A 24,187-nucleotide genomic window follows, 5' to 3' on the forward strand; every position below is an offset into this window, starting at 1 on the left:
TGGAACGGTCAGGTGGCGGGCGCGGCGGGCCCGATCACGCCGTTGTCGTGGAATTGGCGCAGCAGGGCGGCGCCGGGCAGGCGCAACGCATCGGCCGCCATGCCGTGCGCCTGCGCGAGCTGCTGCAGGTAAGTGGCACCGGTGCTGCCGGGGTGCTGGCCGATCTGCTCCAGCAACTGCGCGGCCATCGGGCTGATCATGGCGAAGCGGACCTGGCCATCAGGGTCGCGCCGGACCAGCAGCCCGGTCGGCTCGGGGGCGGGCTGCGAAGGCGCATCATCGGTGCCAAGCTGATGCACCGGCCAGTGATAGATCAATGGCCAGGCCAGCGGCGAGCGCTGCAGCGCCGCGTGCATCGGGTCGATGCCCGGCGAGGGCGGCAGGGGCTGCGCGTCCAGCTGGTAGAGGGCCGTTTCCACCCACTCGTAATGGGCCAGTTCGGCCAACGCCGGGTGCGGCAGCGCGGCTTGATGGTGCAGCCACTGCACGAACTCGGCGGCCAGCTCGGTGAACAACGGGGTCTGCGCCGGGTGTCCGGCAAGGAAGCGCCGGACCAGGGTGGCCCACGCCGCCTCACCCAGCAGCTGCACGCAGACCGGGGAGCCGTTGCCGAGCAGCCCCAGCAGAGTGTTGAAGACCAACCGCTGGTAGATGCCCAGCCGGCGCGCGTCCATGCCGTCGGGTGCGGCGTTATGGTCCGGGTCGCGCAGGTGCGCGGTGAACGCCCTCTGCTGTGCGTGCAGGCGCGCCGGGGCGTCAGTCATGTCCGTTCCCTGCATGGGCGGCCATCAGCTGGCGGATGTGCTGCAGTTCGCCACGCAGTTCGGCATACGGCGGAAAATTGAAATCACGTTCCAGCAGCGTCGGGCGCGCACCGATGCGCGCATAGGTGCGGGCGAGCAGGTCCCAGACGGGATCGATCACCGCGCTGCCGTGGGTGTCGATCTTCAGATCGGGCGCCTCGTCCAGATGGCCGGCCACATGCAGGCAGACGATGCGCGCGGCCGGCAGCCCGGCGATGAACGCATCGGCGTCGTAGCCGTGGTTGCAGGCGTTGACGTAGACGTTGTTGACGTCCAGCAGCAGATCGCAATCAGCCTCGGCCAGCACGGCGTTGGTGAAGGCCAGTTCGTCCATGGCCGGTTCCGGGGCGAGGTAATAGGACACGTTCTCCACCGCGATCCGCCGGCCCAACAGGTCCTGCACGCGGGCGATGCGTGATGCGGTGTGGCGTACGGCCTCGTCGGTGAACGGAATCGGCAGAAGGTCGTACAGATGCCCCTCATCGCTGCAATAGCTCAGGTGTTCGCTGTAAAGCGGCACGTGGTGCCTCGCCAGGAAGCGTCCTACCTGTTCCAGCAGCACGGTATCCAGCGGCGCGGTGCTGCCCAGTGAGAGCGACAGCCCATGGCAGGTGAGCGGATGGCGCGCGGCCAGTTCGGCGAGTGCGTCACCGGCCGGCCCACCGATACCGATCCAGTTTTCCGGCGCGCATTCGAGGAAGTCGATATCGCCGGCGGGCGCGTCACGCAGGTCCTGCAGCAGGGCGCGGCGCAGACCCAGTCCGGTCGCCGCCGCAGGCAGCGGCGACCGGCCCAGGCCAGTGGCGAGGGCGTCAGTGCTTGGCACCGCACTTGCCTTCGCCGCACTTGCCTTCCGCCGTCTTCTTGTCGCCAGCGGTCGTTGCCTTGGTGCCAGCAGCCTTGCCCTTGTCGGCGCCGCACTTGCCTTCCCCACACTTGCCTTCGGCTGCCTTGGCACCGGCAGTCGCGGCCTTGTCGCCTGCCTTGGTGCCGGCCTTCTCGCCATGCGCACCGCACTTGCCTTCGCCACACTTGCCCTCGGCGGCCTTGGTCGCCGCCTGTCCAGCCACCAGGTAGCCCTGGGCCAGCTCGGTCATGCTCAACGCGGATGCCGAGGCGGTGACGCCCAGGCCTGCAGCCAGCGCAGTGGCCGCCAGCAGGGACAGCGAACGGGTGGGTGTGCTCATCGGGTAACGCTCCTTGGAATGGGCCGGGGCCCGGGATGGCTGCGTGGGGGCAGCAGGTGCGGCCATGGTGGCCCGGCCCGGCTCATCGAATCCTCACACAGGATTCAACGTTTCGTGAAGTGCAGCGCAGTGCGTTGCGTTATTCAACAGCGGTGGACGGGTCGGGCGCTGGGCCGCGATGCCCTTGTCGGCGAATGTCCCCCGGCGTCGGCCTGCGGCCGGCGCCTCCTCCTTGAGTTCGCCCACAAGGGCATCACGACCCAGCGACTCGAGACCCTGCGCGCCCACAGAAAGGCACGACTTCGCGGAGTCGTCCAACACGCGAGCCCCGTAGCGGCCGGCAGGCCCCTGGGCAAAATCAAGGAGGAGGCCGTCGCCGCGAGGCGCCGGCCGGGGGACATTTGCCGAGGGGCCTGCCGGTTGATGCGGGGCGTGACGCCCGCGGCAGGCCCAAGCGAAAACACTGGTGGATCCAAAGTACCGCTGAGGTGCTGTCGTGCTTTGGGTGAGGAACAAAAAAACCGCCACCCGAAGGCAGCGGCTCTTGGCTTCCTTTTTGGAGCACGCGCTCAGACGTGATCGGTACTGCTGGTCTCGTCGCGCTTCTCGCGCGGCGGCAGCGCCTGCTCGCCATGCACCAGGAACCACACGTTCTCGGCGATGTTGGTCGCATGGTCGCCCACGCGCTCCAGGTTCTTGGCCATGAACAGCAGGTGGGTGCACGGGGTAATGTTGCGCGGGTCTTCCATCATGTACGTCAGCAGCTCGCGGAACAGCGCGGTGTACTGCGCGTCCAGGCGGGCGTCATCGTCGCGCAGCTCCAGCGCCGCGGCGGCGTCGTTGTCGCGGTAGGCCTCGATCGCGCGGCGCACCTGCTGTGCGGCCAGCCGGCCCAGGGCGCGCAGGCCCTGGATCTGCGGCAGCGGTGGCACCTTGCTCAGCGCGATCGAGCGCTTGGCCACGTTGGCCGCGTAATCGCCGATGCGTTCGATGTCGGCGGGAATGCGCAGGCCGGCCAGGATCTCGCGCAGGTCGCGTGCCATCGGCCCGCGCAGCGCCAGGCGCATCACGTCGTGGCTGATGTGCTGCTCAAGCTGGTCGATGGCTTCATCGTTGGCGATGATGCGCTGGGCGGCGTTCTCGTCGCGCTTCTCGATCACGTCCATGGACGCCTCCAGCTGCGCGACCGCCATCTCGCCCATGCGCACGATCTCGGCCACCAGGCGCTGCTGTTCTTCGTCGTAGCTCTTGACGATGTGGTCGTTGGGAATGCTCATGCGGTTCTATCCAGGGTTCGTGGGCCGGAATCAGCCGAAGCGGCCGGTGATGTAGTCTTCGGTCTGCTGCTTGTTGGGCTGCGAGAAGATCACTTCGGTGCGGTCGTGCTCGATCAGGTCACCCAGGTACATGAAGGCGGTGTAATCGGACACGCGCGCGGCCTGCTGCATGTTGTGGGTCACGATCACGATCGTGTAATCGTGCTTGAGCTCTTCCACCAACTGCTCGATGCGGCTGGTGGAGATCGGGTCCAGCGCGGAGGTCGGCTCGTCGAGCAGCAGCACGTCCGGGCGCAGGGCCACGGCGCGGGCGATGCACAGACGCTGCTGCTGGCCACCGGACAGGCCCAGCGCGCTCTGGTTGAGCTTGTCCTTCACTTCGTCCCACAGCGCGCCCTGGCGCAGGGCCTGCTCGACGCGATCGGTCATCTCCGATTTGGAGAGCTTCTCGTGGTGGCGGATGCCATAGGCCACGTTCTCGAAGATGGTCATCGGGAACGGCACCGGCTTCTGGAATACCATGCCGACCTTGCTGCGCAGGCGGTTCATCGGGTACTTCGGCGAGAGGATGTTCTCCCCGTCCAGCATCACTTCACCACGCGCTTCCAGCTTGGGGTACAGCGCGTAGATGCGGTTGAAGATGCGCAGCAGGGTGGACTTGCCGCAGCCGGAGGGACCGATCAGCGCGGTGACGCGCTTTTCCGGAATCTCCAGGTCGATGCCCTTCAGCGCATGGAACTTGTCGTAGTAGAAATCCAGCCCGCGTGCGGCCAGCTTGATCGGCGCCGGGGTCTGCAGGCTTTCATGCGAGGCCGGGACCACGATGCGCTGCATCGGCACGGCGTTGGAGAGATCGTTCATGGCGATGTCCGTGGAAAGGTCAGTCATGGGAGATACGGTTGCGCAGCAGGATGCCGCGCGCGGAAAGGCTGACCAGCAGCACGAACACGGTCAGCACCAGCGCGCCGGCCCAGGCCAGCACCTGCCAGGATTCGTACGGGCTGCCGGCAAACTGGTTCATCACCACCGGCACCGAGGCCATCGGCTGGAACACGTTGCTGTTCCAGTACTGGTTGCCGAAGGCGGTGAACAGCAGCGGGGCGGTTTCACCGGAGATGCGGGCCAGTGCCAGCAGGATGCCGGTCACGATGCCGGCGGCGGCGCTGCGGTACAGCACCTGCACCGTCACCTTCCACTGCGGGATGCCCAGCGACAGGGCCGCTTCACGCATCTGCGAAGGCACCAGGCGCAGCATTTCATCGGTGGTACGCACCACCACCGGCAGCACGATGAAGGCCAGCGAGAGCGCACCGGCGAAGGCCGAGAACTGGCCACCGGTCTGCATCACATACAGGGTGTAGACGAACAGGCCCAGTACGATCGACGGCGCCGAGAGCAGGATGTCGTTGACGAAGCGGACCACCGTGCCGGTCTTGCGGAAGTTGCCGTACTCGGCCAGCCAGGTGCCGGCCAGCACGCCGAGCGGCGTCCCGATGGCGATGGCCAGGCCGCACATCACCGCGCTGCCGAAGAAGGCATTGGCCAGACCACCGTCCTGCATCGGCGGCGGGGTCATCTTGGTGAACAGATCCAGATTGATGCCGGCCAGGCCCTTGGAGGCCAGCGTCCACAGGATCCAGCCGAGAAAGAACAGGCCGAACAGTGCGGTCAGGCAGGACATCAGCAGCGCGACCACGTTGACGATGCGGCGGCGCAGGTACAGCGGTTGGGCGTTGGCGGTGGACATCAGTTGCCCTCCTTGCGGGCCAGGCGCATCAGCATCAGGCGGGCGATCGCCAGCACCACGAAGGTCACCAGGAACAACACGAAGCCGAGCAGCAGCAGTGCCGAGCGATAGGTTTCGGTGGCTTCGCCGAAATCGTTGGCGATCAGGGCGGCAATGGTGGTGCCCGGTTCAAGCAGCGACGGCGACAGGCGCACGCTGTTGCCGATCACGAAGGCCACCGCCATGGTTTCACCCAGGGCGCGGCCGAGGCCGAGGAAGATGCCGCCGATCACCGCCGAGCGGGTGTAGGGCAGCACGATGTCCCAGCTCACTTCCCACTTGGTGGAGCCCAGCGCATAGGCCGATTCCTTCAGGCGGGTCGGCACGGTCAGGAACACCTCGCGCATTACCGAGGAGATGAAGGGGATCACCATGATCGCCAGCACGAAGCCGGCGGTGAGCACGCCGATGCCCAGCGGCGGACCCTGGAACAGCGGGCCGATGATCGGCAGCGTGCCCAGGTGATCATTGAGGAACGGAGTGACGTACTCGGTCATCACCGGGACCAGCACGAACAGGCCCCACATGCCGTAGATGATCGAGGGGATACCGGCCAGCAGTTCGATGGCGGTACCGACCGGGCCACGCAGCCAGCGCGGGGCGACCTCGGTCAGGAAGAAGGCGATACCGAAGCTCACCGGCACCGCGATGACCATCGCGATCAGGGCCGTGACCAGGGTGCCGTAGATCGGTGCGAGTGCACCGAACTTGTTCTCCACCGGATTCCATTCGGAGGAGTAGAAGAAGCTCAGGCCCTGCTCCTGCAGGGCATGGCGGCCGCCCCACAGCATCGAGAGCGCGGCGCAGGCCAGGGCGACCAGCACCAGGATGACGGTGGCGATCAGGACCCAGCGGAACAGTTTGTCGTTGCGGGCATCACGCAGGTCGCGGAGGGACGGTGCGGGAACAGGCTGGGCGATGGCATTCATGGCTGAGGCGGGGGCCCGAGTGGTGGTTCGGCAGGGTGGTGCGGCGAGGAAAGCGGGCCTGCGCTGTGCACAGGCCCGCTGTCTGGCTTACTTGAACTCGCTGGTCCAATAGGCTTCGATCTGGGTGACCAGTTCGGCCGGCAGCGGCACGTAGTGCAGTTCGTTGGCCTGGGTCTGGCCCTTCTCGAAGGCCCACTTGAAGAACGCCAGGGTGTCCTTGCTGCGCTGCGCATCCTTGGGCTGCTTGTGCATCAGCATGAAGTTGGTGGCGGTGATCGGCCACGCCTGGTCGCCCGGGGCATTGGTGATCACCAGGTTGAAGTCCTTGGCGCTGGCCCAGTCGGCGCTGGCGGCGGCAGCGGCGAAGGTTTCCGCGCTCGGCTGCACCCAGTTGCCGGCGGCGTTCTGCATAGAGGCATACGGCATGCCGTTCTGCAGCGCGTAGGCGAGTTCGACGTAGCCGATCGAGCCCTTGATCTGCTTCACGTACGACGCCACGCCTTCATTGCCCTTGCCACCCACACCGTCCGGCCACTGCACCGAGGTGCCTTCGCCGACCTTGCTCTTCCAGTCCGGGCTGACCTTGGAGAGGTAGTTGGAGAAGTTGAACGTGGTGCCCGAGCCGTCCGAACGGTGGACCAGGGTGATCTTGCCGTCGGGCAGCTTTACGCCCGGGTTGGCGGCGACGATGGCCGGGTCGTTCCAGGTCTTGACCTTGCCCAGGAAGATATCGGCCAGCAGGGCGCCGCTCAGGCGCAGCTTGCCGGCTTCCAGGCCGTCGATGTTGACCACCGGCACCACGCCGCCGATCGCCGACGGGAACTGGCCGAGGCCGGCCTGGGCCAGCTCTTCGCTGCTCAGTGGCTTGTCGGATGATCCGAAGTCAACGGTGCCGGCCTTGATCTGGGCGATGCCGCCACCCGAACCGATCGACTGGTAATTGATCTTGGCGCCGGTGGCGGTGTTGTAGTCGGCCGACCACTTGGACACCAGCGGGAAGATGAAGGACGCACCGGCGCCGGAAATCTCGGCGGTCAGGCGATCGCCAGCGGCCGGAGCAGCGGCAGGCGCGTCGGTGGCCGGCGCGGTGGCCTGGCCTTCAGCGCCCGGCTTGCAGGCGGAAAGACCCAGCGCGATGGCCAGGGAAAGGGCGGCGATGCTGGCCGTGTGCAGTTTCATGCGTCACTCCATAGCGGGACAAGGGCCGGTCTTTCCGGCGACGCGACTATGAAATGATGTTTTTGTTACAGCTTGATGACGCCGTGACCGAGCGCACGCAAAGCCTTGCGGCACAAGGGCCGGGCATTCAGCGGCAGGCAACAAAAAGGCGCGGAACCTTGCGGTCCGCGCCCGATGGCGCCGAAGGGGGAGAGAGGTCCCTCCGGCGCCATTGCCTCGTTGTGCGGTGGATCAGTACTTCAGGTTCTGCGACCAGTAGGTCTCGATCTGCTTGACCAGAGCGTCCGGCAGCGGGACGTAATCGAGCTGCTTGGCCTGCGCATCACCGCTCTTGTAGATCCAGCGGAAGAACTCCTGGGTGGCCTTGGCGTTGGCGACGTTCTTGGGCTGCTTGCGGACCAGGATGAAGTTGGTGGCGGTGATCGGCCACGCATCGGCGCCCGGGGCGTTGGTCATGACCAGGTAGAAGTCCTTCGCGCTGGCCCAGTCGGCGCTGGCCGCAGCGGCGGCGAAGGAGGTATCGCTCGGCAGCACGATCTTGCCCGAAGCGTTCTTCATCGCAGCGTAGGACATCTTGTTCTGCAGTGCGTAGGAAAGCTCGACGTAGCCGATGCCGCCCTTGATCTGCTTCACGTAGGCGGCAACGCCTTCGTTGCCCTTGCCGCCGATGCCGACGGGCCACTGGACCGAGGTGCCTTCACCGACCTTGGTCTTCCACTCCGGGTTGACCTTGGAGAGGTAGTTGACGAAGTTGAAGGTGGTGCCCGAACCGTCCGAGCGGTGCACGACGGTGATCTTGCCGTCCGGCAGCTTCACGCCCGGGTTCAGCGCGGCGATCGCCGGGTCGTTCCAGGTCTTGATCTTGCCCAGGAAGATGTTGCCCAGGGTCGGGCCATCCAACTTCAGCGCGCCCGGCGCGATGCCGGCCACGTTGATCACCGGGACCACGCCGCCGATGACCGACGGGAACTGGGCCAGGCCGGCCGCAGCCAGTTCTTCCGGCTTCAGCGGGGCATCGGAGGAGCCGAAATCAACGGTGGCGGCCTTGATCTGGGCGATACCACCACCGGAACCGATGGACTGGTAGTTGACCTTCTTGCCGGTCGCGGTGCTGTAGTCGGCCGACCACTTGGACATGACCGGGTAGATGAACGAGGCGCCCGCGCCGGTCACATCGGCGGCGTTGGCGGCGAACACGGACGACGCGGCGAGGACGGCAACAGCGGCGCGCGACTTGAAGGCGTGGATCACGGGGTGGCTCCTGGAATGGATGAAGGTGCGGGGTGTCCCGCCCGGTGCTCATTCCATAACGGTTCGATGACAGCGCAGCGACTGTCATATGACCACCTCGTGACGCGCCTTCCGGGCGGGGTGTCACAACGGCTGCAGCGCCTCCGGGACCGCGTAGCGGCGGCCGTCGAAGCGCAGCACGCGGCGCTCGCCGTCCACCGGCGTGTCCTGGTCGCGGCAGGTGTCGCCGTCCATCCAGCTGTGCGTGGTGACCCGCCGCTCGCGCAGGATGAGGTCGGCCAAGCCGTGTTGACCTTTGGAGCCGACGGCCACGGTGCGCGTTACATCGGTGGACTCACCGGCGCAGCGGGTATCCCACTCGGCCTGGAAACGGCGCAGCACCATCGGTGGGCCGAGCGTGCGCAGCGTGTCTGCCTGCACCGCCAGCAGATGCAACTGCTCTTCGCTGAACGGATTGGGCCCGGAGCCATTGCGGCGCTGCACGCGCAGGCCGAAGGCAAGGGTGTCCGGCGCAAGCAGGTAGCGCGCGGTATCCAGCTGCATGCCGTCGAAGAAGATCGCATCGCTGTCGAGCGCGCCGGGCAGCACCGTCCATGCGCGCGTGGCGAGGGTGTCGCTATCGATCACCAGCACCTCCACGTCGCCATCGCGGGCGTCGTGGTCGCCGTCGCGCCAGACCGGCGTGGCCACCAGGGTCAGCTCGGGGCGTGCCGGCCATCGCCGGCAGACGCTGGCGGCGGTGTCGCGGGTGTAGCCGGGGCGATCGGGCAGTACGTCGTCCGCCCGCACAACGTACGCTTCCTCCGCGGCGGCCTGGGCGTCGTGGCAGTCCTGCGCGTGGGCGGGCAGGGCGGCACCGCACGCGGCAGCCAGCAACAGCGAGAGTGCGATACGCATCGGGTCCAGCCATGGGCAAAGGGCGCACAGCATACCCGCGAGCGGGCACGAAAAAAGGCGCAGCCGAAGCTGCGCCTTTGTGTCACACGCGTGTTGCAGGGCTTACCAGAAGAACTGCAGGCGCGCTTCGAGGATGTTCGGGTCGTCGTTGACGAACGTGCGCGCGGTCGAGCTGTACTTCTTGCTGTCCACCATCACGTAGTTCAGCGCGAACTTGGTGTTGGAGCGCCAGTAGTAGTTCACGCCCACGGTCCAGATGTCCATCTTGCCGCCCAGCACGCCATCGACGATCGGCGGGCGACCGGCCACCGGGTTCGCCAGCAGGTTGCCGTCATTGAGGTCCATGTGGTCGTAACGCGCGCCCAGCTGCCACATGCCGCGGCCCGGCTCGTCCGGCAGGCCGGTGGTCGGGGTGCCGCCCTTGTAGCCCCAGGTCTCGCCGCTGATGTTCCACAGGCCGCTGACGTAGTAACCGTCGCTGCTGTAGTTGTCGTGCGAGTAACGCTTGGCCTTGCTGGTGTAATACTCGGCCTGGGCCTTGAACGGGCCGCCGATGTACATCGCTTCGGCACCGATCGTGCTGACGCGGTCGGTATCGACCAGATTGCCGCTGTCGACCAGGCGCGCGGTGGCCAGATCCGCATTCGGGCGGGCGCGCACACGCAGGGTGTCGGCGTCGGTGTCGTAATCGACATAGCTCAGGCCGAAGTGCAGGACCTGGCCCTTTTCATTGATCGGGGCCCAGGTGCCACGCGCGCCGTAGCCGCTGCCGTGGGCGAGGTTGCGGGTCAGTTCGCGGCCGAAGGCGCTGGCGGTGACGGACCAGTTGTTGTCGCCGATGCTGTAGGCGCCACCGAGGCGGCGGGCCACGGCATAGGTGTTGGTGACCGTGGCCTTGGAGATGAAGTCGTTGTTCTTGGTGCTGGACAGTTCTTCCAGGCTGTTGGGCTGTTTGAACTGGCCGAACTGCACGAAGTGGTTGGCGTTGCCGGCCAGCTTGTACTTCAGGTTGGTGTCCAGGAACTTGTCGGCCTTGGCGTCGTAGCCCACCACCCATTCCACATTGCCCGGGCCCTTGCCCTTGAGCACCAGCTCGGCGCGGCGCAGCTCGAATTCGCTGTTCTTGCCGTTGCCGGCGTCACCGCCATTGAGGTCGGTCACATCGTTGTCGAACCAGTTGCCGTCGGCCTGGACCAGGCCTTCGAACGTGATTTCCGAACCGCCGATCACGTCGATGGCCACTTCAGCGTGAGCGGCCGGAACGAACAGCGCAGCCGCCACGGCCGCAGTAAGAAGTTGGCGATGCAGTTTCATGGAAGGAGCCTTGCAGGCAGGTGGGAAGATGCTGCGCAGGCTAATTAGTGAAGATTGCGTAAATGTGACAGTTTCAGACAAACCGTCATCGCCCGTGTCCCAAGCGGCGTCAGAGGCTGCTATTGATGCCCGGCGCAGATGACCGCCGGGTTGCGCCCATATGGCAGTCGCGCCCCCCGTTCAGGCGGCGGTCTTTTCCTTGAAACGGCACAGGTCGCGGATCACGCATTGCGGGCAGTCCGGCTTGCGTGCCTTGCACACGTAACGGCCATGCAGGATCAGCCAGTGATGCGCGTCGAGCAGGAACTCGGCCGGGATCACCTTGATCAGCAGATCCTCCACCGCACGCACATCCTTGCCCGGCGCCAGACCGGTCCGGTTGGAGACGCGGAAGATGTGCGTGTCCACCGCCATCACCGGCTCGCCGAAGGCCGTGTTGAGCACGACATTGGCAGTCTTGCGGCCGACACCGGGCAACGCCTCGAGTGCCGCACGATCACGCGGCACCTCGCCAATGTGCTGTTCCACCAACATGGCGCACGCGGCAATCACGTTCTTCGCTTTCGCGTTGTAAAGACCGATGGTGGCGATGTACTTCTTCAAGCCGTCTTCACCGAGAGCGAGAATCGCCTGCGGCGTATTGGCGACGGGGAACAGTTTGCGCGTGGCCTTGTTGACGCCGACATCGGTGGCCTGTGCCGACAATGTGACCGCCACCAGCAGCTCGAACGGCGAGCTGTACTCCAGTTCGGTCTTGGGGTGCGGGTTGAGTTCGCGCAGGCGCGTGAACATTTCGATCACGTCGGCCTTGGGCATGCGCGCGGTGCGTGCGGCGGGTTTCTTCATCGTAGCCATCAGGACGTGCGGCCCGCGGCCTTGGCCTTGGCGCGCGCGAGGATCGCAGCAGCGGCCGAGGGCAGGGCGGGTTTCTGGATCTCGGGTGTGGGGGGCGGTGCGCGGCGTGCATCGCGCTCGGCAGCGCGGCGCGCGAGCCGCTGCTGGCGCTGGCGGTAGCGCTCGCGCGCGGCCCAGGCGCGTTGCAGTTGCTGCTGTGCGTGCTGCAGCCGCTGTGGAAGATCGGGATGATCGGGACGCAGCGCTTCGTCGCCCGGCTGCGGGACGTAGTCCATCAACCCGGCCGCCAGCGCGGCATCCCATTGATCGTCGAGGACGAGTGCCAGCAGCTGCGCCGGCGAAGCGGTATCGAAAGGCGACATGGCTCAGCGGTTCTGGAACACCGGCGGCCGGCGCGCCAGGAACGCGCTGGTGCCTTCGCGCATGTCCTCGGTGGCGAACATCAGGCCGAACTGCACGCTCTCGTACTCCAGGCCCTCGCCCAGCGGGCACTCGCCGCCGATGTGGATCGCATCGAGGATGCCGCGCAGCGCGAGAGGCGCGGCCGAGGCCAATTGCGACGCGAGTGCGTCGACGCGGGCATCCAGTTCCGCGGCTGGAACCACCTCGTTGACGATACCCAGCTGCGCGGCACGCGCGGCGGTGATCGGGGTGCCCAGCAGGCACAGCTCCAGCGCGGCGGCGCGGCCGCACAGGCGCAGCAGCCGCTGGCTGCCGCCGAAGCCGGGCATCAGCCCCAGATTGACCTCCGGCTGGCCGACCTTGGCGGTCTCCGCCGCCACCCGAAGGTGGCAGGCCATGGCCAGTTCCAGGCCACCGCCCAGCGCAAAACCGTTGATCTTGCCGATCACCGGCTTGGGCATCCGCTCGATGCGCCGCATCAATCCTTGGCCGAGCAGTGAGAAATCACGACCCTGAACCGCGCTCAGACCGTTCATTTCCGTAATGTCCGCGCCGGCCACGAAGGCCTTGGGGCCGGCGCCGGTCAGCACCACCACCCGCACCGCCGGGTCGGCAGCGGCCTCGGAGAACGCAGTATCAAGGGCTTCCAGGGTTGCCCGGTTGAGGGCGTTGAGTTTGTCCGGGCGGTTGACCGTCACGGTGCGCACGGCGGCATCGTCCATAATCGAGATAAGGGCGTCGGCCACGGCAGGACTCCTGAAAACGTTAAAAAAAAGTGATTGTTGAACTCTTGAAACGAAGTCAGGTCAGAGCCTGCGTCGTTAGTGGCGGTTCAACGTTGCGGCGGCTATCCTAACCCGTCGCCTCAGGGCGGCCCAACGCGTCCTGAGTTACCACCCCTGGAGAAAAGTTTGATGAAGTTGCGTTCTATCGCGGTCGCCGTCGCGGCCCTGGCCCTGACGGGCAATGCCTTCGCCCAGGACACCTCGTCCGAAAAGGGCAAGCTGAGCTATTACTTCGGTTACGACTACGGTAACAACCTGGCTGAACTCACCGCACGCGGCGAGCAGCTGGACATCAACTCGGTGGTGAAGGGCCTGCAGGATGCCTACGCCAAGAAGCAGCCGTCGATCACGGCCGAGCAGTTGAAACCCGCCGTCGAAGCCTTCCAGAAGCGTGAGCAGGGTCGTGCGCAGGCCGCCAAGGCTGAGTACGACAAGGCTGCCGCCGAGAACAAGACCAAGAGCACCCAGTTCCTGGCCGCCAACAAGGCCAAGGCCGGCGTGCAGTCGCTCCCGAGCGGCGTGCAGTACCGCGTGATCGAAGCCGGCAAGGGCGCCAAGCCGACCCAGGCCAGCACCGTGCAGCTGGAAGTGGCCGGTCCGTACCCGTTCGGCACCCGTCCGGCCGAAGCACGTCCGGCCCAGCAGATCCCGGGCATCAAGGTCAGCGAAGTCGAAATGAAGGCCATGCGTGAAGCCCTGCTGCAGATGCCGGCGGGCTCCAAGTGGGAAGTGACGCTGCCGCCGGATCAGGCCTATGGTGCCGATCCGCGCACGCCGTTCCCGCCGAACGTTGCGGTGCAGTTCGAAATCAAGCTCGTCAGCGTCAAGTAATTTTCGCAACATCAAGAACGCGCCGGTGGCAACACCGGCGCGTTTTTTGTTTCCGTGCAATCGCGGTACTGTTGACCGGTGCAATCGATGGAAGAATCCCCGCATGCCGTGCCCTCTCCCTGCATCGGAATCTGCGCGCTGGATCGTGCCGGTGTGTGCACGGGCTGCCTGCGCACCGTGGATGAAATCACCCGCTGGCGAACCATGAGCCGACCCGAACAGCATCACGTCATGCAGCACACGCTGCCCCTGCGCGAACAACTGCGGCAATCGCTGCGCGGTTCGCTGGCCGAACACGAGCGCCTGCTGCGCGCGCTGCATCCGCTGGACCAGCCGCCGCCCGGCGATGGCTGGAACCGCAGCGAACTGATCGATCTTCTCCCGCCTGGTCCGCCGGTCGAAGCGGCCGTGCTGGCCGGCATCATTCCGCGCGAGGGCGGCGCCCAGGTGCTGCTGACCCGGCGCACCGACACGCTGCGCCATCACGGGGGCCAGGTCGGCTTCCCCGGTGGCCGCATGGAGCCGGAGGACCGCGATGCCGTCGCTGCCGCGATCCGCGAGAGCGACGAGGAAATCGCACTCAAGCACGATCAGGTGCAGGTACTGGGGTATCTGGATCCGTTCGTGACGATTACCGGCTACCGGGTCATGCCGGTAGTGGCCGTGATCGATCCTGCGTTCGTGGCCGTGCCCGAGCCGGGTGAGGTCGCCGAAGTCTTCGAAGTGCCGCTGTCCTACCTGATGGACCCGGCCAACCTGCACCACGTGGAGATCGATCACCGCGGGCGCATCCGCCACGTGCTCGAGTACGGCTGGCCCGGGCAGCGGATCTGGGGCGCGACCGCCGCCATTCTCTACAACCTGCGTCGCCGCCTGGAGCAGACCGCATGACCACGCCGTTGATCGATGTCAGCACCCTCGCACACGCCCTCCACGAAGGCGCAGCGCGGCTCATGGATGCCCGTGCGACGGCCAGTGCCGCCCCCTCGCTGCGGGTGATGGATGCGCGCTTCTCGTTGGCCGATCCGCAGTCCGGTGCGGCGTTGTATGCACAGGGCCATCTGCCCGGCGCGCTGTACGCCGATCTCAACCGGGATCTGTCCGATCTCGGCCGCACCGGTCACGGCCGTCACCCGCTGCCGGACAGCAATGCGTTCGCCGCGCGCCTGGGCGCATGGGGCATCGGGCCGCAGACCCAGGTCGTGGTCTACGACGCCGGCGACGGCAGCATGGCCGCCGCGCGGCTGTGGTGGCTGCTGCGGCTGATCGGGCATGCACAGGTACGCGTTCTCGATGGCGGATTTGCGGCGTGGCAGGCCGCTGGTCTGCCGGTCACCGCAGCGCTGCCGCAGGTGACGCCGTTGCCGCCGTACCCGGGTCAGTTCGACCGCAACCAGATCGCCTCGGTCGAGGAGGTCCAGGCGCGTCTCAAGCACGCGCCGGGCTGGCTGATCGATGCGCGGGCGGGCGAGCGTTTCCGGGGCGAAGTGGAACCCTTGGATCCGGTCGCCGGCCACGTGCCCGGCGCGGTCAATCGTCCGTTCGCGTTGAACGTGCATGAAGGACGGTTGCGCCCTGCGGCGGATCTGCGCGCCGCGCTGCAGCCCTTGATCGGCACGCACGCTCCGGACGAGGTCGTGCTGATGTGCGGCTCCGGCGTGACCGCCTGCCATCTGCTGCTGGCGATGGAAGCGGCCGGGCTGGAAGGGGCGCGGATCTATGCGGATTCGTGGAGTGGCTGGGTCAGCGATGCTTCGCGTCCTGTCGCAACCGGCTGATCATCACCCACGCAGTTCCTGCAGCGGCACCGCCGCCAGCACGCGTGGCCACGGGAACATCGGACCCGGATCGCGCTTGCGCGGCACCCGCCGCTCCGGATCATCGCTGGCCACTTCCTCGCGCGTATCCAGCCACTCATGCCCGGCGATATGTGCCAACGCGGGCAGCGTCCCGCACAGGTGTTGCAGCAGGTCGATCAGCGCCGCGATCTGCGCATCCGGGTAGGGCTCGTCCATCGCCTGGTGCCGCGAATCCCACCAGTGCGGGTAGCGTCCGGTGTTCACCAGTTCGATCCCGAGCGAGCGCGGGTTATAGCCACTGACCTGATGCGCGACGCGGTCCAAGGACACGTACTGCACGATGCGCCCGTCGCGGTCGATGTAGTAATGCCCGCTGTTGCCGGTGCCGCTGTCATACAGCACGCGTTCGCCGTACTCGCGTGCCATCGCCAGGTCCGGCAGTTCGGTGCAGTGGATGACCACCAGATCGATCTCTTCGTGCGTGCGGGGCAGCAGCCTGTCCTGGTAGGGCAGGGGCTGTGCATCGATGGCGGGCGGGGCGCGGTCGGGCATGCGGCGATGCTAGCATTCGGGCATGAACGCTCCTATCGATTCCCGCGCGGTATGCGCATGAGCCGCGGCCACTGCATCCTCTCCCACGGCTTTGAAAGCGGCCCGGACGCCATCAAGGTGACCGCCCTGGCCGAGGTGGCCGAGCGCCTGGGCTGGACCCACGAGCGCCCGGACTACACCGACCTGGACGCCCAGCGCGAGGTCAGCAGTCTCGGCGATGTACGTGCCCGCCTGCAGCGCCTGATCACCCTGGCCACCGCCCGTGCCGCGCAGGGCCCGGTGGTCCTGGCCGGTTCCAGCCTGGGCTCGTACATCTCGGCCATCGCCTCGCTGCAGGTGCCGGTCCAGGGCCTGTTCCTGATGGTGCCGCCGACCCGGATGGGGCCGATGCCGGCGCTGGATGCCGCCCGCGTGCCGACCAGCGTGGTGCATGCCTGGCACGACGAGCTGATCCCGCCGGCGGAGGTGATCGCCTGGGCCCAGGCCCGCTCGGCTCGCCTGCTGATGGTGGACGACGGGCACCGGCTGGCCGGCCACGTCGAGGCCTCGAGCCGGGCCTTCGAGGAACTGCTGGCCTCGCTGTAACCGGGCGTTCCAGCCCACCTCACGTACAATGGCCCCCCGGACCCCGTGCCCGGCTGCTTGCCGTGCCCGTGGGCACCCCCTCTCCGCTGACCTGCGATACCGATTCCGTGAAATTCTTTGTTTCCTGCGCCAAGGGCCTGGAGTATCTGCTCGCCGACGAACTGTTGGCGCTCGGCCTGGACAAGGCCACCGCCACCATTTCCGGTGTCAACGCCGAGGGCGAGCTGGCGCAGGCGCAGCGTGTGGTGCTGTGGTCGCGCCTGGCCAGCCGGGTGCTGTGGCCGCTGGCCGAGTTCGAGTGCCCGGACGAGGGATCGCTCTACCAGGGCGTCTCGGCGATGGCGTGGGAGCAGCACATCAGCCCCGAGCTGACCCTCTCGGTGGATGCACATGTGTCCGGCACCGAGATCACGCACGCGCGCTTCGCCGCGCAGCGGGTCAAGGACGGCGTGGTCGACAGCCTGCGCGCGCAGGGCCTGGAGCGGCCGTCGGTCAACACCGACTTCCCGGACGTGCGCATCAACCTGTCGCTGCGCAAGGGCCGGGCCACGATCTCGATCGACCTGGGCGGTGGCCCGATGCACCGCCGCGGCTGGCGGATGGCGCAGAACGATGCGCCGCTGAAGGAAAACCTCGCCGCCGCGGTGCTGCTGCGCGCCAACTGGCCGAAGATCCACAGCGAAGGCGGTGGCCTGCTCGACCCGATGTGCGGCAGCGGCACGCTGCTGATCGAAGGCGCCTTGATGGCCGCCGACGTGGCCCCGGGCCTGCAGCGCCACGGCAGCATTCCGCCGAGCCGCTGGCTGGGCTTCGACCGCGACGCCTGGAACAGCCTGATGGAAGAAGCGCGCGCCCGCGAAACCGCCGGCCGCAGCGCACTCAAGCAGGTGATCCACGGCAGCGACGTGGATCCGCACGCCATCCATGCGGCCAAGCAGAACGCCGAAACGGCCGGTGTGGGCCATGCCATCTGGTTCGGCGTGCGCGACATCACCGATGTGCAGGTCCCGCCGCAGGAGACCGGCTGCGTGGTCTGCAACCCGCCCTATGACGAGCGCTTGGCCGCCGACGCGGTGCTGTACCGCCAACTCGGCGACGCGCTCAAGCGCGCGGTGCCGCAGTGGCGCGCCAGCCTGTTGTGCGGCAGCGCCGACCTGGCCTTCGCCACCGGCCTGCGCGCCAACAAGAAGTACCAGCTGTTCAACGGCGCCATCGAGTGCGCGCTGATCGTCTGCGACCCGATCGCGGTGCCGCAGCGCGAGAACACCGGTCAGCCGCGCGAGCTCAGCGAGGGCGCGCAGATGGTGGCCAACCGCCTGCGCAAGAACATCAAGAAGTTCAAGACGTGGCGGACGCGCGAGAGCATCACCTGCTACCGCGTTTACGATGCCGATCTGCCCGAGTACGCGGCTGCCATCGACGTCTATGAGGAAGACGGCGGTGCCCGCCGCACGTTCCTGCATGTGCAGGAATACGCGGCCCCGGCGACCATTCCGGATGTCGATGTACGTCGCCGCCGCAACGAGCTGCTCTCGGCCGCGCGCGAGGTCTTCCAGGTGCCGGCCGAGCAGGTCGCGCTGAAGTCGCGCGAGCGTGGCAAGGGCGGCAGCAAGTACGGTCGTTTCGAGCAGCGCGGCGAGTTCGTGCTGGTGCGCGAGAACGATGCGCTGCTGCGCGTGAACCTGTTCGATTATCTGGATACCGGGCTGTTCTTGGACCACCGTCCGCTGCGCTGGCACATGGCGCAGGAAGCCCAGGGCAAGCGCTTCCTCAACCTGTTCTGCTACACCGGTGTCGCCTCGGTGCAGGCCGCCGTGGCCGGTGCCGCGACCACCACCAGCGTGGATCTGTCCGGCACCTATCTGCAGTGGTGCGCCGACAATCTCGCCTTGAACGGCAAGGGCGGCAGCCAGCACCAGCTGATCCAGGCCGATGCGCTGGCGTGGCTGGAAGCCGAACGTCACCGCTTCGACGTGATCTTCTGCGATCCGCCGACGTTCTCCAACTCCGCCCGCGCCGATGATTTCGACATCCAGCGCGAACACGTGCGCCTGCTGCGCGCGGCCGTGGCGCGCTTGAGCCCGGAAGGCGTGCTGTATTTCTCCAACAACTTCCGCCGCTTCAAGCTGGACGACGAAGCGATCAAGGAATTCGCGGCGTGCAAGGAGATTTCGCCCGAGACCATCGGGGCGGACTTCGAGCGCAACCCGCGCATCCATCGCGCGTGGGAACTGCGCCGCTACGGCGCCTGACGGACCGGGGGGCTGACATGGACGCCAGCCCGCTTCACGCCGAGGGACTGCTGCTGCGTCCGTTCGAGGCTTCCGATGCCGCCCCCTTTGCGGCGGCGGTGCGCGAATCGGCCGAGGGCATGCGGCGCTGGATGCCGTGGAGCGCGGTCGACTACCGCGCCGAGCAGGCGCTGCAGTGGTTCCAGGCCTGCCGGGACGGCTGGGCGGCAGGCACCGCCTGCGAATACGGAATCTTCGACCAGGACACGGCCGCCTTCGTCGGCGGCGCGGGATTGAACAAGATCCAGCACGACCCCCGGTTCTGCAACCTGGGCTACTGGGTGCGGCAGTCGTGCCGTGGCCAGGGCGTGGCGCCCCGCGTCGTGCAGGCGCTGGCTGCCCAGGCATTCGGGCCGCTGGGCCTGCATCGGGTGGAGATCGTCGTGGCCGTGGGCAACCTGGCCAGCGAACGGGTGGCGGTGAAGGCCGGCGCCCTGCGCGAGGGCGTGGCGCGCAACCGATTGGTCATCGACGACCGGCCTGCCGCCGCGTACATGTTCTCACTGGTGCCCTGATCGGCGATCGCGATGCGGCTGCGTGGCTGCTCCCTCAGCGCGCGACCAGCGCCACCGCCAGCCCCACCACCGGCAACGCCCATGCAAGCGGCGCGATCCAGCGCGGGCGGTACGGGTACAGCCCGAACGCGATCACCACCCCGCTGATCGTCAGCGCGCCCAGCCACAGCACCGGGCCGATCGCCCAGCCGTGGTCCAGCACGCACAGCGCGAATGCGACGGTCAGCAACGTCCATCCCACCCAGCGCCACACCCGCATACGGGATGCGCTGGCGCCGGCTTTGCCGTGCAGCTCCAGCTGGTGCTTGTCCATGGCCAGCGACAACGCCGTGAACGCGGAGAAGGTCAGCGTGATTGCGAGCAGCATCATGCCGTGGCCCCCGCCGCAGCGGCCTGCTGGCGGCGCTTCTTCTCGGCCGCGCTCAGTGGTGGCTGCCAGCGCTGCATGCGATGGCCGCAGTAGGCCAGCATCGCGCCGAACGCGAGCATGGTCAGATCGAACCCGGCCAGGACCCAGTCACCGCTGCGCAGGGTGACGCCCAGATGCGCATGCGTGGTGAGTGCGTTGACCACCGGAATCAGGGCGAACAGCACGCCGCCCAGGTACAGCTGCCAGGTCCACATCCTCCGTTTGGGCCAGAGGAAACCGGCCAGCAATGCGGCGGCCCATGCATAGAAGAACGCATTGACCTCGGCGTTGGCGCGCTCGGCCATCTGGACCGGCAGCAGACGATTGGCCAGGAAATAGGTGGCGAACGCGATCGGCAGGCCAGCCACCGCGCCGATGTTGAGCGCATCGACCAGGCGCAGGCCGAACCCGGTCTTGCCGGACTTGGCGTGCTTGGGCCGTTCCTTCACTGCCCACAGCACCACGCCGCTGGCGACCATCAGGCAGCCGATCAGGCCGGACAGGAAGAACAGCGCACGCAGGCCCCAATCGGCGAAGCGCGCTAGGTGTAGGCCGTACATCACGCCGCGGGTCTGGGTGGCGCCGCCCGAGGCCGGGCTGGCCTCGAGCAACTGGCCGGTGATCGCGTTGAAGCGCAGCGACGGGGTATCCACCGACAGGCGCTTTCCATCGCGCTGGGTGATATCCACGATCGCATTCGCCGCCCCCGGGTGGTACAGGGTGAAGCCGGCCACATCCGCACCCTTCCATTCGGCGCGGGCGCTGTCCAGCAACTGCTGGATCGGCAGCGGCGTGGCGCGTCCTTCGGCCGGGGTCTCGATCTCGGCCAGACGCGCGAAGGCCTCGCTGAAGAACGCCTCCTCATCCTTGGGGTAGGCCACGCTCACGCCCCATGGCAGGTACATGAACATCAAGGTGACGATGCCGGTGTAGGTGATCATCGCGTGGTACGGCAGCGCCATCACCGCGCTGACGTTGTGGAAGTCCAGCCACGACCGCAGGCCCTTCTCCGGGCGGAAGGTGAAGAAGTCCTTGAAGATCTTCTTGTGCGTGATCACGCCGGTGATGATCGCCACCAGCATGAACATCGCGCAGAAGCCGACCAGATAACGCGCCCAGTACACCGGGATGTAGTGCAGGTCGAAATGCAGGCGGTAGAAGAAGTCGCCACCGCGGGTTTCGCGTGCGGCGATCTCCTCGCCGGTGTTCGGATCGACGGTGGCATCGCCGAAGCGGCCACCGCCGCGCCGGCGGCGCTCGCCTTCCACCGGCGGCTTGACCATCGATTCGGGATTGCGCCAGAACATGCGCATCGCCGGGTTGCGCGGGTCGGGCAGGGTGACGTTCCAGCTCTCGGCCTGTGGGGCCTTGTGCTGCAGGAAGGTCAGGGCGCGCTCGGCGGCGACGTCGGCGGTGACGCTGCTGCGCGGCAGCTCCGGGCGCATCCAGCGGCTGATTTCCTCGCGGTAATAGCTGGCCGTTCCGGCCATGAAGATCAGCAGCAGCAGCCAGCCGACCAGCAGGCCGGTCCAGGTGTGCAGCCAGGCCATCGATTGGCGGAATCCGTTCTTCATGCGGCCCCCTGCAGCAGGCGGGTGCCCACCCAGAACAGCAGCGTGGGAATCAGGATGCCCACCCAGGCGCGCAGGGCGGTGCGGGTAGCGAACGCCCACAATGCCGCGCAGGCGCACAGCACGATCGCCACCAGCATGCCGGTCAGCACGGCTTGCCCGCGTGCGATCGGCAGCGCGACCGCGAAGAACATCGAGCAGGTCGCGGCCAGCGCGTAGCCGCCGAAGATCGCGGCGAGCGAACGTGACAGGACACCCAGCCAGGGGCGGGTGAAGAGGGAACCAAGACGGTTGAACCTGGCGCTGGCGTGCGGCGTGCTGTCCACGGAAACCTGCTGATCAATCGGGGAAACGGGCATCACCGGCCGCAGCCGGTGATGAAGGATAGTGGCCATCCGTGGCCGTGTTCACTGCGCGTCGCAGTGGTCCCTTGGAGCCTGTGTCAGAGCTTCCAGCGCAGGTTCAACATCACGTTGCGCGGTTCGCCCCAGTACACGCCGTTGTAGAAACCGACGTTGCTGTAGTACTTCTTGTCGAGCAGGTTGTTGACGTTGAGCTGCGCGGAGAAGGTGTCGTTGAAGCGGTAGCCGGCGAACACATTCACCAGGTAGAACGCATCCTGGGTGATGAACGCCGATTCGGTACGGCCGCTGGTCGCGTAATCCGCGCGCGGCTTGGTGCTGGTGCGGTAGATCCGGCTCTGCCAGGTCACCCCGCCGCCCAGCGAGAGGCGGTTCCATTCACCGCTCGGGCGCCAGCTGGTGTTGAGGCGGAACGTGTCCACCGGGTTGGTGGTGTTCTGCGCCACGCCGGCCTGGTTGCGGATGGTGGTGTGCGCGAAACCGGCCGAGAGGTTCCAGTTCTCGGTCAGGCTACCCTGGGCTTCCAGTTCCCAGCCCTTGACCTTGTTGCCCTTGCCGGTGGACCGGTAGGCACTGCCGCCATCGGGCAGCGAGGCGGCCGGTACCGAATCGTCGAGCTCGGCCACATTGTCCTTCTCGCCCTTGAACACCGCGGCGGAGGTGTTCAGGCGGCCACCGAAGAATTCCCCCTTCAGACCGGCCTCCCACATGTCGCCGACCACCGGCTCCAGGTAATCGTTGTTCTTGTCGCGGTAGTCCTGCGGCTGGAAGATGTCGGTGTAGCTGGCGTAGGCGCTGAACTGCCTGCTGAAATCGTAGACCAGGCCGAAATAAGGGGTCAGCGAATCGTCCGGCTTGTAGCCGCCGCGGGTAGTACCGGTGCGGTTGCCGGCCGCATCGTTGGTATAGCGCCAGCTGCGGGTTTCCCAGCTGCCATAGCGCGCGCCGAGCACGGCCAGCAACGGATCGGCCAGCTGCAGGCGGGCGGCCACGTAGGCAGCCTTCTGCGTCAACTCGTTCTCCGAGGCCAGCCAGTCATGCCGGGTGAGCGGCAACGGGGCGACATCCCCGGTCCAGGTGCGCCAGTCCGGTACCACGTCGTAGCCCGGCGGCTGCGTGAATTCCGAGGCAGGCGATTCGCCCTTGCGAACCGACTGGCCGACGCCGAACACCAGTTCATGCTCGCGGCCGAACAGCTGGAACGGGCCGCTGGCGTTGAGGTCGAACACGTTCATTTCGCTGCGTTCGGCGAAATGCGAGAGGTAGGCGCGCACACCGGTGCCATCCGGCGCGGGATAGCCCTGCGCGCCATACCAGACGTCGCCATCGGTGTTGCGCTTGGCCTGGGTCGCGCTGGCCTTCAGCGACCAGCCGTTGCCGAGCTGCTGCTCCAGGCGCACGAAGGTGGTCTTCTCCACGATCGGCCAGCTGCTCCAGCGTGCCGAGAGATTGGTCGAGCGCGGCAGGTTGGCCGGCTTTCCGTCCGGACCCCAGTACGGCACCACGCCCCAGGTCACGCCCTTGGTTTCCGGCGACTGGTAGTCATAGCCGACTTCGAACAGGGTGCTGTCGGTCAGGTCGGCCTGCACGATGCCGTAGAACACGTCCTTGTCCAGACGGTACACATCGCGGAAGGAATCGCTCTGCTGCTTGGCGGCGACGAAGCGCGCACGCACGCGGCCGTCCAGCGCGACCGGGCCGCCGATGTCCGCTTCCAGGCGCTGGTTGCCCCAGCGGCCCAGGGTCAGCCCGGCGCTGATCGCCATCTCCTGGGTCGGGCGCTTGCGGACCATGTTGATGGTGCCCGACGGGTCACCGGCACCGGTGGTCAGGCCGGTCGCGCCGCGGACCACTTCGATGCGCTCGTAGATCGCGCTGTCGGTGTTGGTCTTGAGCGAGCCACCAAACGTGTTGAGCATCCCGTCGATCTGGAAATTGGTGATGCTGTAGCCACGCGAGATGTAGTTGATGCGCTCCGAATCGGTGACCGATACATGCACGCCGGTGACCTGGCCCATCACATCGGACAGCGCGTACAGGCCCATGTCGTCCAGGCGCTGGCGGGTCAGCACGGTGACCGACTGCGGCGTGTGGCGCAGCGACAGGTTCAACTTGGTGGCGGTGCTGGCCTGCTTGACCGTGTAGGCGTTCGGGATCTCCCCGTCGGCGGTCACCTTGATCGTGTCCAGGGTGGTCGCATCGCCAGGTTCGGCCTCGGCGAACGCCGGCAGCGCCGGGCCGGCGAGGGCAGCAACGAGGGCGATCGCCAACAGCGATGGCCGGGACAACGGTGAAGCGGACGAGCAGGGCATGGCAACACTTCCAGTGTGGGAGAACGTCAGCGCGCCACGCACAGCGGCGCTGCCGAAGGCAGCAGGGCAGGTAAGGCAGCGGATCAGGGGGTGTACACGGGGCGTTGCGCGGGGAAGGCGTGGTGCATCCGGGCGCCGATTGGCTAGGCGTACAGCCGATCAGTGAATGATAGTCATTATCATTTCGTTAGACAAGCGTTATGCCGCTGTCGAAAGCCATGCAAGGCCGTGCGCTGGCGTATGTGTGGAGCCCGCAGCCACCGTCGCCTGCGTGTCACTGCCGGGCAACATCGCG

At 67.0% G+C, this 24,187-nt stretch carries 25 protein-coding genes; 6 read left to right on the top strand and 19 right to left on the bottom strand.

Annotation, left to right across the window (positions count from 1 at the left end):
* Window positions 1-8: 8 nt before the first annotated feature.
* From BCL79_RS12250 to BCL79_RS12315, 14 genes are all read right to left on the bottom strand, one after another.
* Entirely contained in the window at window positions 9-764 is a 756-nt protein-coding gene (locus BCL79_RS12250) for an HvfC family RiPP maturation protein (protein WP_121041553.1), read from the bottom strand.
* Window positions 757-1,629, bottom strand: a complete 873-nt coding sequence (locus BCL79_RS12255) for an HvfB family MNIO-type RiPP peptide maturase (RefSeq protein WP_121041555.1) — start codon at window positions 1,627-1,629, stop codon at window positions 757-759. Before BCL79_RS12255 ends, BCL79_RS12250 begins: the two co-directional genes overlap by 8 nt.
* A complete protein-coding gene (locus BCL79_RS12260) occupies window positions 1,616-1,990 on the bottom strand; it encodes an HvfA family oxazolone/thioamide-modified RiPP metallophore (RefSeq protein ID WP_121041557.1) in 375 nt (124 codons plus the stop codon). The genes BCL79_RS12255 and BCL79_RS12260 overlap by 14 nt, the downstream gene beginning before the upstream one ends.
* Before the next feature lie 569 nt (window positions 1,991-2,559).
* Entirely contained in the window at window positions 2,560-3,267 is a 708-nt protein-coding gene (phoU, locus tag BCL79_RS12265) for a phosphate signaling complex protein PhoU (RefSeq protein ID WP_070471813.1), read from the bottom strand.
* Window positions 3,268-3,297: 30 nt separating this feature from the next.
* Entirely contained in the window at window positions 3,298-4,128 is an 831-nt protein-coding gene (gene pstB, locus BCL79_RS12270) for a phosphate ABC transporter ATP-binding protein PstB (protein ID WP_070471812.1), read from the bottom strand.
* A 19-nt stretch (window positions 4,129-4,147) separates the two neighbouring features.
* Window positions 4,148-5,014 (bottom strand): phosphate ABC transporter permease PstA, encoded by an 867-nt coding sequence (gene pstA, locus BCL79_RS12275; RefSeq protein ID WP_121041559.1) that lies wholly within the window; start codon window positions 5,012-5,014, stop codon window positions 4,148-4,150.
* Window positions 5,014-5,982 (bottom strand): phosphate ABC transporter permease subunit PstC, encoded by a 969-nt coding sequence (pstC, locus tag BCL79_RS12280; protein WP_121041561.1) that lies wholly within the window; start codon window positions 5,980-5,982, stop codon window positions 5,014-5,016. The genes pstA and pstC overlap by 1 nt, the downstream gene beginning before the upstream one ends.
* A gap of 87 nt (window positions 5,983-6,069) precedes the next feature.
* Entirely contained in the window at window positions 6,070-7,161 is a 1,092-nt protein-coding gene (pstS, locus tag BCL79_RS12285; protein WP_121041563.1) for a phosphate ABC transporter substrate-binding protein PstS, read from the bottom strand.
* Window positions 7,162-7,392: 231 nt separating this feature from the next.
* Window positions 7,393-8,412, bottom strand: coding sequence for a phosphate ABC transporter substrate-binding protein PstS (gene pstS / locus BCL79_RS12290; RefSeq protein WP_121041565.1), 1,020 nt, complete (start codon window positions 8,410-8,412; stop codon window positions 7,393-7,395).
* A gap of 123 nt (window positions 8,413-8,535) precedes the next feature.
* A complete protein-coding gene (locus BCL79_RS12295; protein ID WP_121041567.1) occupies window positions 8,536-9,309 on the bottom strand; it encodes a hypothetical protein in 774 nt (257 codons plus the stop codon).
* A 102-nt stretch (window positions 9,310-9,411) separates the two neighbouring features.
* Window positions 9,412-10,623: an OprO/OprP family phosphate-selective porin gene (locus tag BCL79_RS12300; protein ID WP_121041569.1), complete on the bottom strand. Its 1,212-nt coding sequence runs from the start codon at window positions 10,621-10,623 to the stop codon at window positions 9,412-9,414.
* Between the two features lie 180 nt (window positions 10,624-10,803).
* Entirely contained in the window at window positions 10,804-11,478 is a 675-nt protein-coding gene (nth, locus tag BCL79_RS12305) for an endonuclease III (RefSeq protein ID WP_121041571.1), read from the bottom strand.
* Entirely contained in the window at window positions 11,478-11,840 is a 363-nt protein-coding gene (locus tag BCL79_RS12310) for a hypothetical protein (RefSeq protein WP_121041573.1), read from the bottom strand. The genes nth and BCL79_RS12310 overlap by 1 nt, the downstream gene beginning before the upstream one ends.
* Before the next feature lie 3 nt (window positions 11,841-11,843).
* A complete protein-coding gene (locus tag BCL79_RS12315) occupies window positions 11,844-12,602 on the bottom strand; it encodes an enoyl-CoA hydratase/isomerase family protein (protein WP_428999461.1) in 759 nt (252 codons plus the stop codon).
* Window positions 12,603-12,794: 192 nt separating this feature from the next.
* Here BCL79_RS12315 and BCL79_RS12320 point away from each other — a divergent pair, with 192 nt between their 5' ends.
* The 3 genes from BCL79_RS12320 (at window position 12,795) to BCL79_RS12330 (ending at window position 15,274) form a co-directional block, all read left to right on the top strand.
* A complete protein-coding gene (locus BCL79_RS12320) occupies window positions 12,795-13,496 on the top strand; it encodes an FKBP-type peptidyl-prolyl cis-trans isomerase N-terminal domain-containing protein (protein ID WP_019185884.1) in 702 nt (233 codons plus the stop codon).
* Window positions 13,497-13,583: 87 nt separating this feature from the next.
* Window positions 13,584-14,387, top strand: a complete 804-nt coding sequence (locus tag BCL79_RS12325) for a CoA pyrophosphatase (protein ID WP_121041577.1) — start codon at window positions 13,584-13,586, stop codon at window positions 14,385-14,387.
* Complete coding sequence (locus BCL79_RS12330) at window positions 14,384-15,274, top strand: sulfurtransferase (RefSeq protein WP_121041579.1); 891 nt, start codon at window positions 14,384-14,386, stop codon at window positions 15,272-15,274. Before BCL79_RS12325 ends, BCL79_RS12330 begins: the two co-directional genes overlap by 4 nt.
* 3 nt (window positions 15,275-15,277) lie before the next feature.
* Here BCL79_RS12330 and BCL79_RS12335 read toward each other — a convergent pair whose 3' ends face one another.
* On the bottom strand, window positions 15,278-15,847 hold the full coding sequence (locus BCL79_RS12335) for an N-acetylmuramoyl-L-alanine amidase (RefSeq protein ID WP_121041581.1): 570 nt from the start codon (window positions 15,845-15,847) through the stop codon (window positions 15,278-15,280).
* A gap of 57 nt (window positions 15,848-15,904) precedes the next feature.
* Between BCL79_RS12335 and BCL79_RS12340 the strand changes: the two genes are divergently transcribed.
* The 3 genes from BCL79_RS12340 to BCL79_RS12350 all read left to right on the top strand — a co-directional run bounded on the left by BCL79_RS12340 (window position 15,905) and on the right by BCL79_RS12350 (window position 19,238).
* Window positions 15,905-16,432: a hypothetical protein gene (locus BCL79_RS12340; RefSeq protein ID WP_121042197.1), complete on the top strand. Its 528-nt coding sequence runs from the start codon at window positions 15,905-15,907 to the stop codon at window positions 16,430-16,432.
* A gap of 107 nt (window positions 16,433-16,539) precedes the next feature.
* Window positions 16,540-18,684 (top strand): bifunctional 23S rRNA (guanine(2069)-N(7))-methyltransferase RlmK/23S rRNA (guanine(2445)-N(2))-methyltransferase RlmL, encoded by a 2,145-nt coding sequence (gene rlmKL / locus BCL79_RS12345; protein WP_121042199.1) that lies wholly within the window; start codon window positions 16,540-16,542, stop codon window positions 18,682-18,684.
* Between the two features lie 17 nt (window positions 18,685-18,701).
* Window positions 18,702-19,238, top strand: a complete 537-nt coding sequence (locus BCL79_RS12350) for a GNAT family N-acetyltransferase (RefSeq protein ID WP_121041583.1) — start codon at window positions 18,702-18,704, stop codon at window positions 19,236-19,238.
* Between the two features lie 34 nt (window positions 19,239-19,272).
* On the opposite strand, the gene BCL79_RS12355 is transcribed toward BCL79_RS12350, so the two are convergent.
* The 4 genes from BCL79_RS12355 to BCL79_RS12370 form a co-directional block, all read right to left on the bottom strand.
* Window positions 19,273-19,608 carry a DUF3325 domain-containing protein gene (locus BCL79_RS12355; protein ID WP_121041585.1) on the bottom strand — a complete coding sequence of 112 codons (336 nt, stop codon included), beginning with the start codon at window positions 19,606-19,608 and terminating at the stop codon, window positions 19,273-19,275.
* On the bottom strand, window positions 19,605-21,221 hold the full coding sequence (locus tag BCL79_RS12360; protein WP_121041587.1) for a PepSY-associated TM helix domain-containing protein: 1,617 nt from the start codon (window positions 21,219-21,221) through the stop codon (window positions 19,605-19,607). Before BCL79_RS12360 ends, BCL79_RS12355 begins: the two co-directional genes overlap by 4 nt.
* Window positions 21,218-21,577 carry a DUF3649 domain-containing protein gene (locus BCL79_RS12365; RefSeq protein ID WP_259462166.1) on the bottom strand — a complete coding sequence of 120 codons (360 nt, stop codon included), beginning with the start codon at window positions 21,575-21,577 and terminating at the stop codon, window positions 21,218-21,220. The genes BCL79_RS12360 and BCL79_RS12365 overlap by 4 nt, the downstream gene beginning before the upstream one ends.
* Window positions 21,578-21,660: 83 nt before the next feature.
* Complete coding sequence (locus tag BCL79_RS12370; RefSeq protein WP_121041589.1) at window positions 21,661-23,892, bottom strand: TonB-dependent siderophore receptor; 2,232 nt, start codon at window positions 23,890-23,892, stop codon at window positions 21,661-21,663.
* Window positions 23,893-24,187: the final 295 nt, after the last annotated feature.

Source organism: Stenotrophomonas rhizophila, from assembly GCF_003651185.1.
In the GTDB taxonomy this organism is placed as follows: domain Bacteria; phylum Pseudomonadota; class Gammaproteobacteria; order Xanthomonadales; family Xanthomonadaceae; genus Stenotrophomonas; species Stenotrophomonas maltophilia_Z.

Coding starts and splice junctions, on each gene's coding strand:
- BCL79_RS12340 (WP_121042197.1), top strand. CDS start 15,905: ATGAGCCGCGGCCACTGCATCCTCTCCCACGGCTTTGAAAGCGGCCCG.
- BCL79_RS12330 (WP_121041579.1), top strand. CDS start 14,384: ATGACCACGCCGTTGATCGATGTCAGCACCCTCGCACACGCCCTCCAC.
- phoU (WP_070471813.1), bottom strand. CDS start 3,267: ATGAGCATTCCCAACGACCACATCGTCAAGAGCTACGACGAAGAACAG.
- BCL79_RS12310 (WP_121041573.1), bottom strand. CDS start 11,840: ATGTCGCCTTTCGATACCGCTTCGCCGGCGCAGCTGCTGGCACTCGTC.
- pstB (WP_070471812.1), bottom strand. CDS start 4,128: ATGAACGATCTCTCCAACGCCGTGCCGATGCAGCGCATCGTGGTCCCG.
- BCL79_RS12250 (WP_121041553.1), bottom strand. CDS start 764: ATGACTGACGCCCCGGCGCGCCTGCACGCACAGCAGAGGGCGTTCACC.
- BCL79_RS12320 (WP_019185884.1), top strand. CDS start 12,795: ATGAAGTTGCGTTCTATCGCGGTCGCCGTCGCGGCCCTGGCCCTGACG.
- BCL79_RS12315 (WP_428999461.1), bottom strand. CDS start 12,602: ATGGACGATGCCGCCGTGCGCACCGTGACGGTCAACCGCCCGGACAAA.
- nth (WP_121041571.1), bottom strand. CDS start 11,478: ATGGCTACGATGAAGAAACCCGCCGCACGCACCGCGCGCATGCCCAAG.
- BCL79_RS12365 (WP_259462166.1), bottom strand. CDS start 21,577: ATGCCCGTTTCCCCGATTGATCAGCAGGTTTCCGTGGACAGCACGCCG.
- pstS (WP_121041563.1), bottom strand. CDS start 7,161: ATGAAACTGCACACGGCCAGCATCGCCGCCCTTTCCCTGGCCATCGCG.
- pstA (WP_121041559.1), bottom strand. CDS start 5,014: ATGTCCACCGCCAACGCCCAACCGCTGTACCTGCGCCGCCGCATCGTC.
- BCL79_RS12360 (WP_121041587.1), bottom strand. CDS start 21,221: ATGAAGAACGGATTCCGCCAATCGATGGCCTGGCTGCACACCTGGACC.
- BCL79_RS12325 (WP_121041577.1), top strand. CDS start 13,584: ATGGAAGAATCCCCGCATGCCGTGCCCTCTCCCTGCATCGGAATCTGC.
- BCL79_RS12350 (WP_121041583.1), top strand. CDS start 18,702: ATGGACGCCAGCCCGCTTCACGCCGAGGGACTGCTGCTGCGTCCGTTC.
- BCL79_RS12295 (WP_121041567.1), bottom strand. CDS start 9,309: ATGCGTATCGCACTCTCGCTGTTGCTGGCTGCCGCGTGCGGTGCCGCC.
- pstC (WP_121041561.1), bottom strand. CDS start 5,982: ATGAATGCCATCGCCCAGCCTGTTCCCGCACCGTCCCTCCGCGACCTG.
- BCL79_RS12355 (WP_121041585.1), bottom strand. CDS start 19,608: ATGATGCTGCTCGCAATCACGCTGACCTTCTCCGCGTTCACGGCGTTG.
- BCL79_RS12260 (WP_121041557.1), bottom strand. CDS start 1,990: ATGAGCACACCCACCCGTTCGCTGTCCCTGCTGGCGGCCACTGCGCTG.
- BCL79_RS12300 (WP_121041569.1), bottom strand. CDS start 10,623: ATGAAACTGCATCGCCAACTTCTTACTGCGGCCGTGGCGGCTGCGCTG.
- BCL79_RS12370 (WP_121041589.1), bottom strand. CDS start 23,892: ATGCCCTGCTCGTCCGCTTCACCGTTGTCCCGGCCATCGCTGTTGGCG.
- BCL79_RS12335 (WP_121041581.1), bottom strand. CDS start 15,847: ATGCCCGACCGCGCCCCGCCCGCCATCGATGCACAGCCCCTGCCCTAC.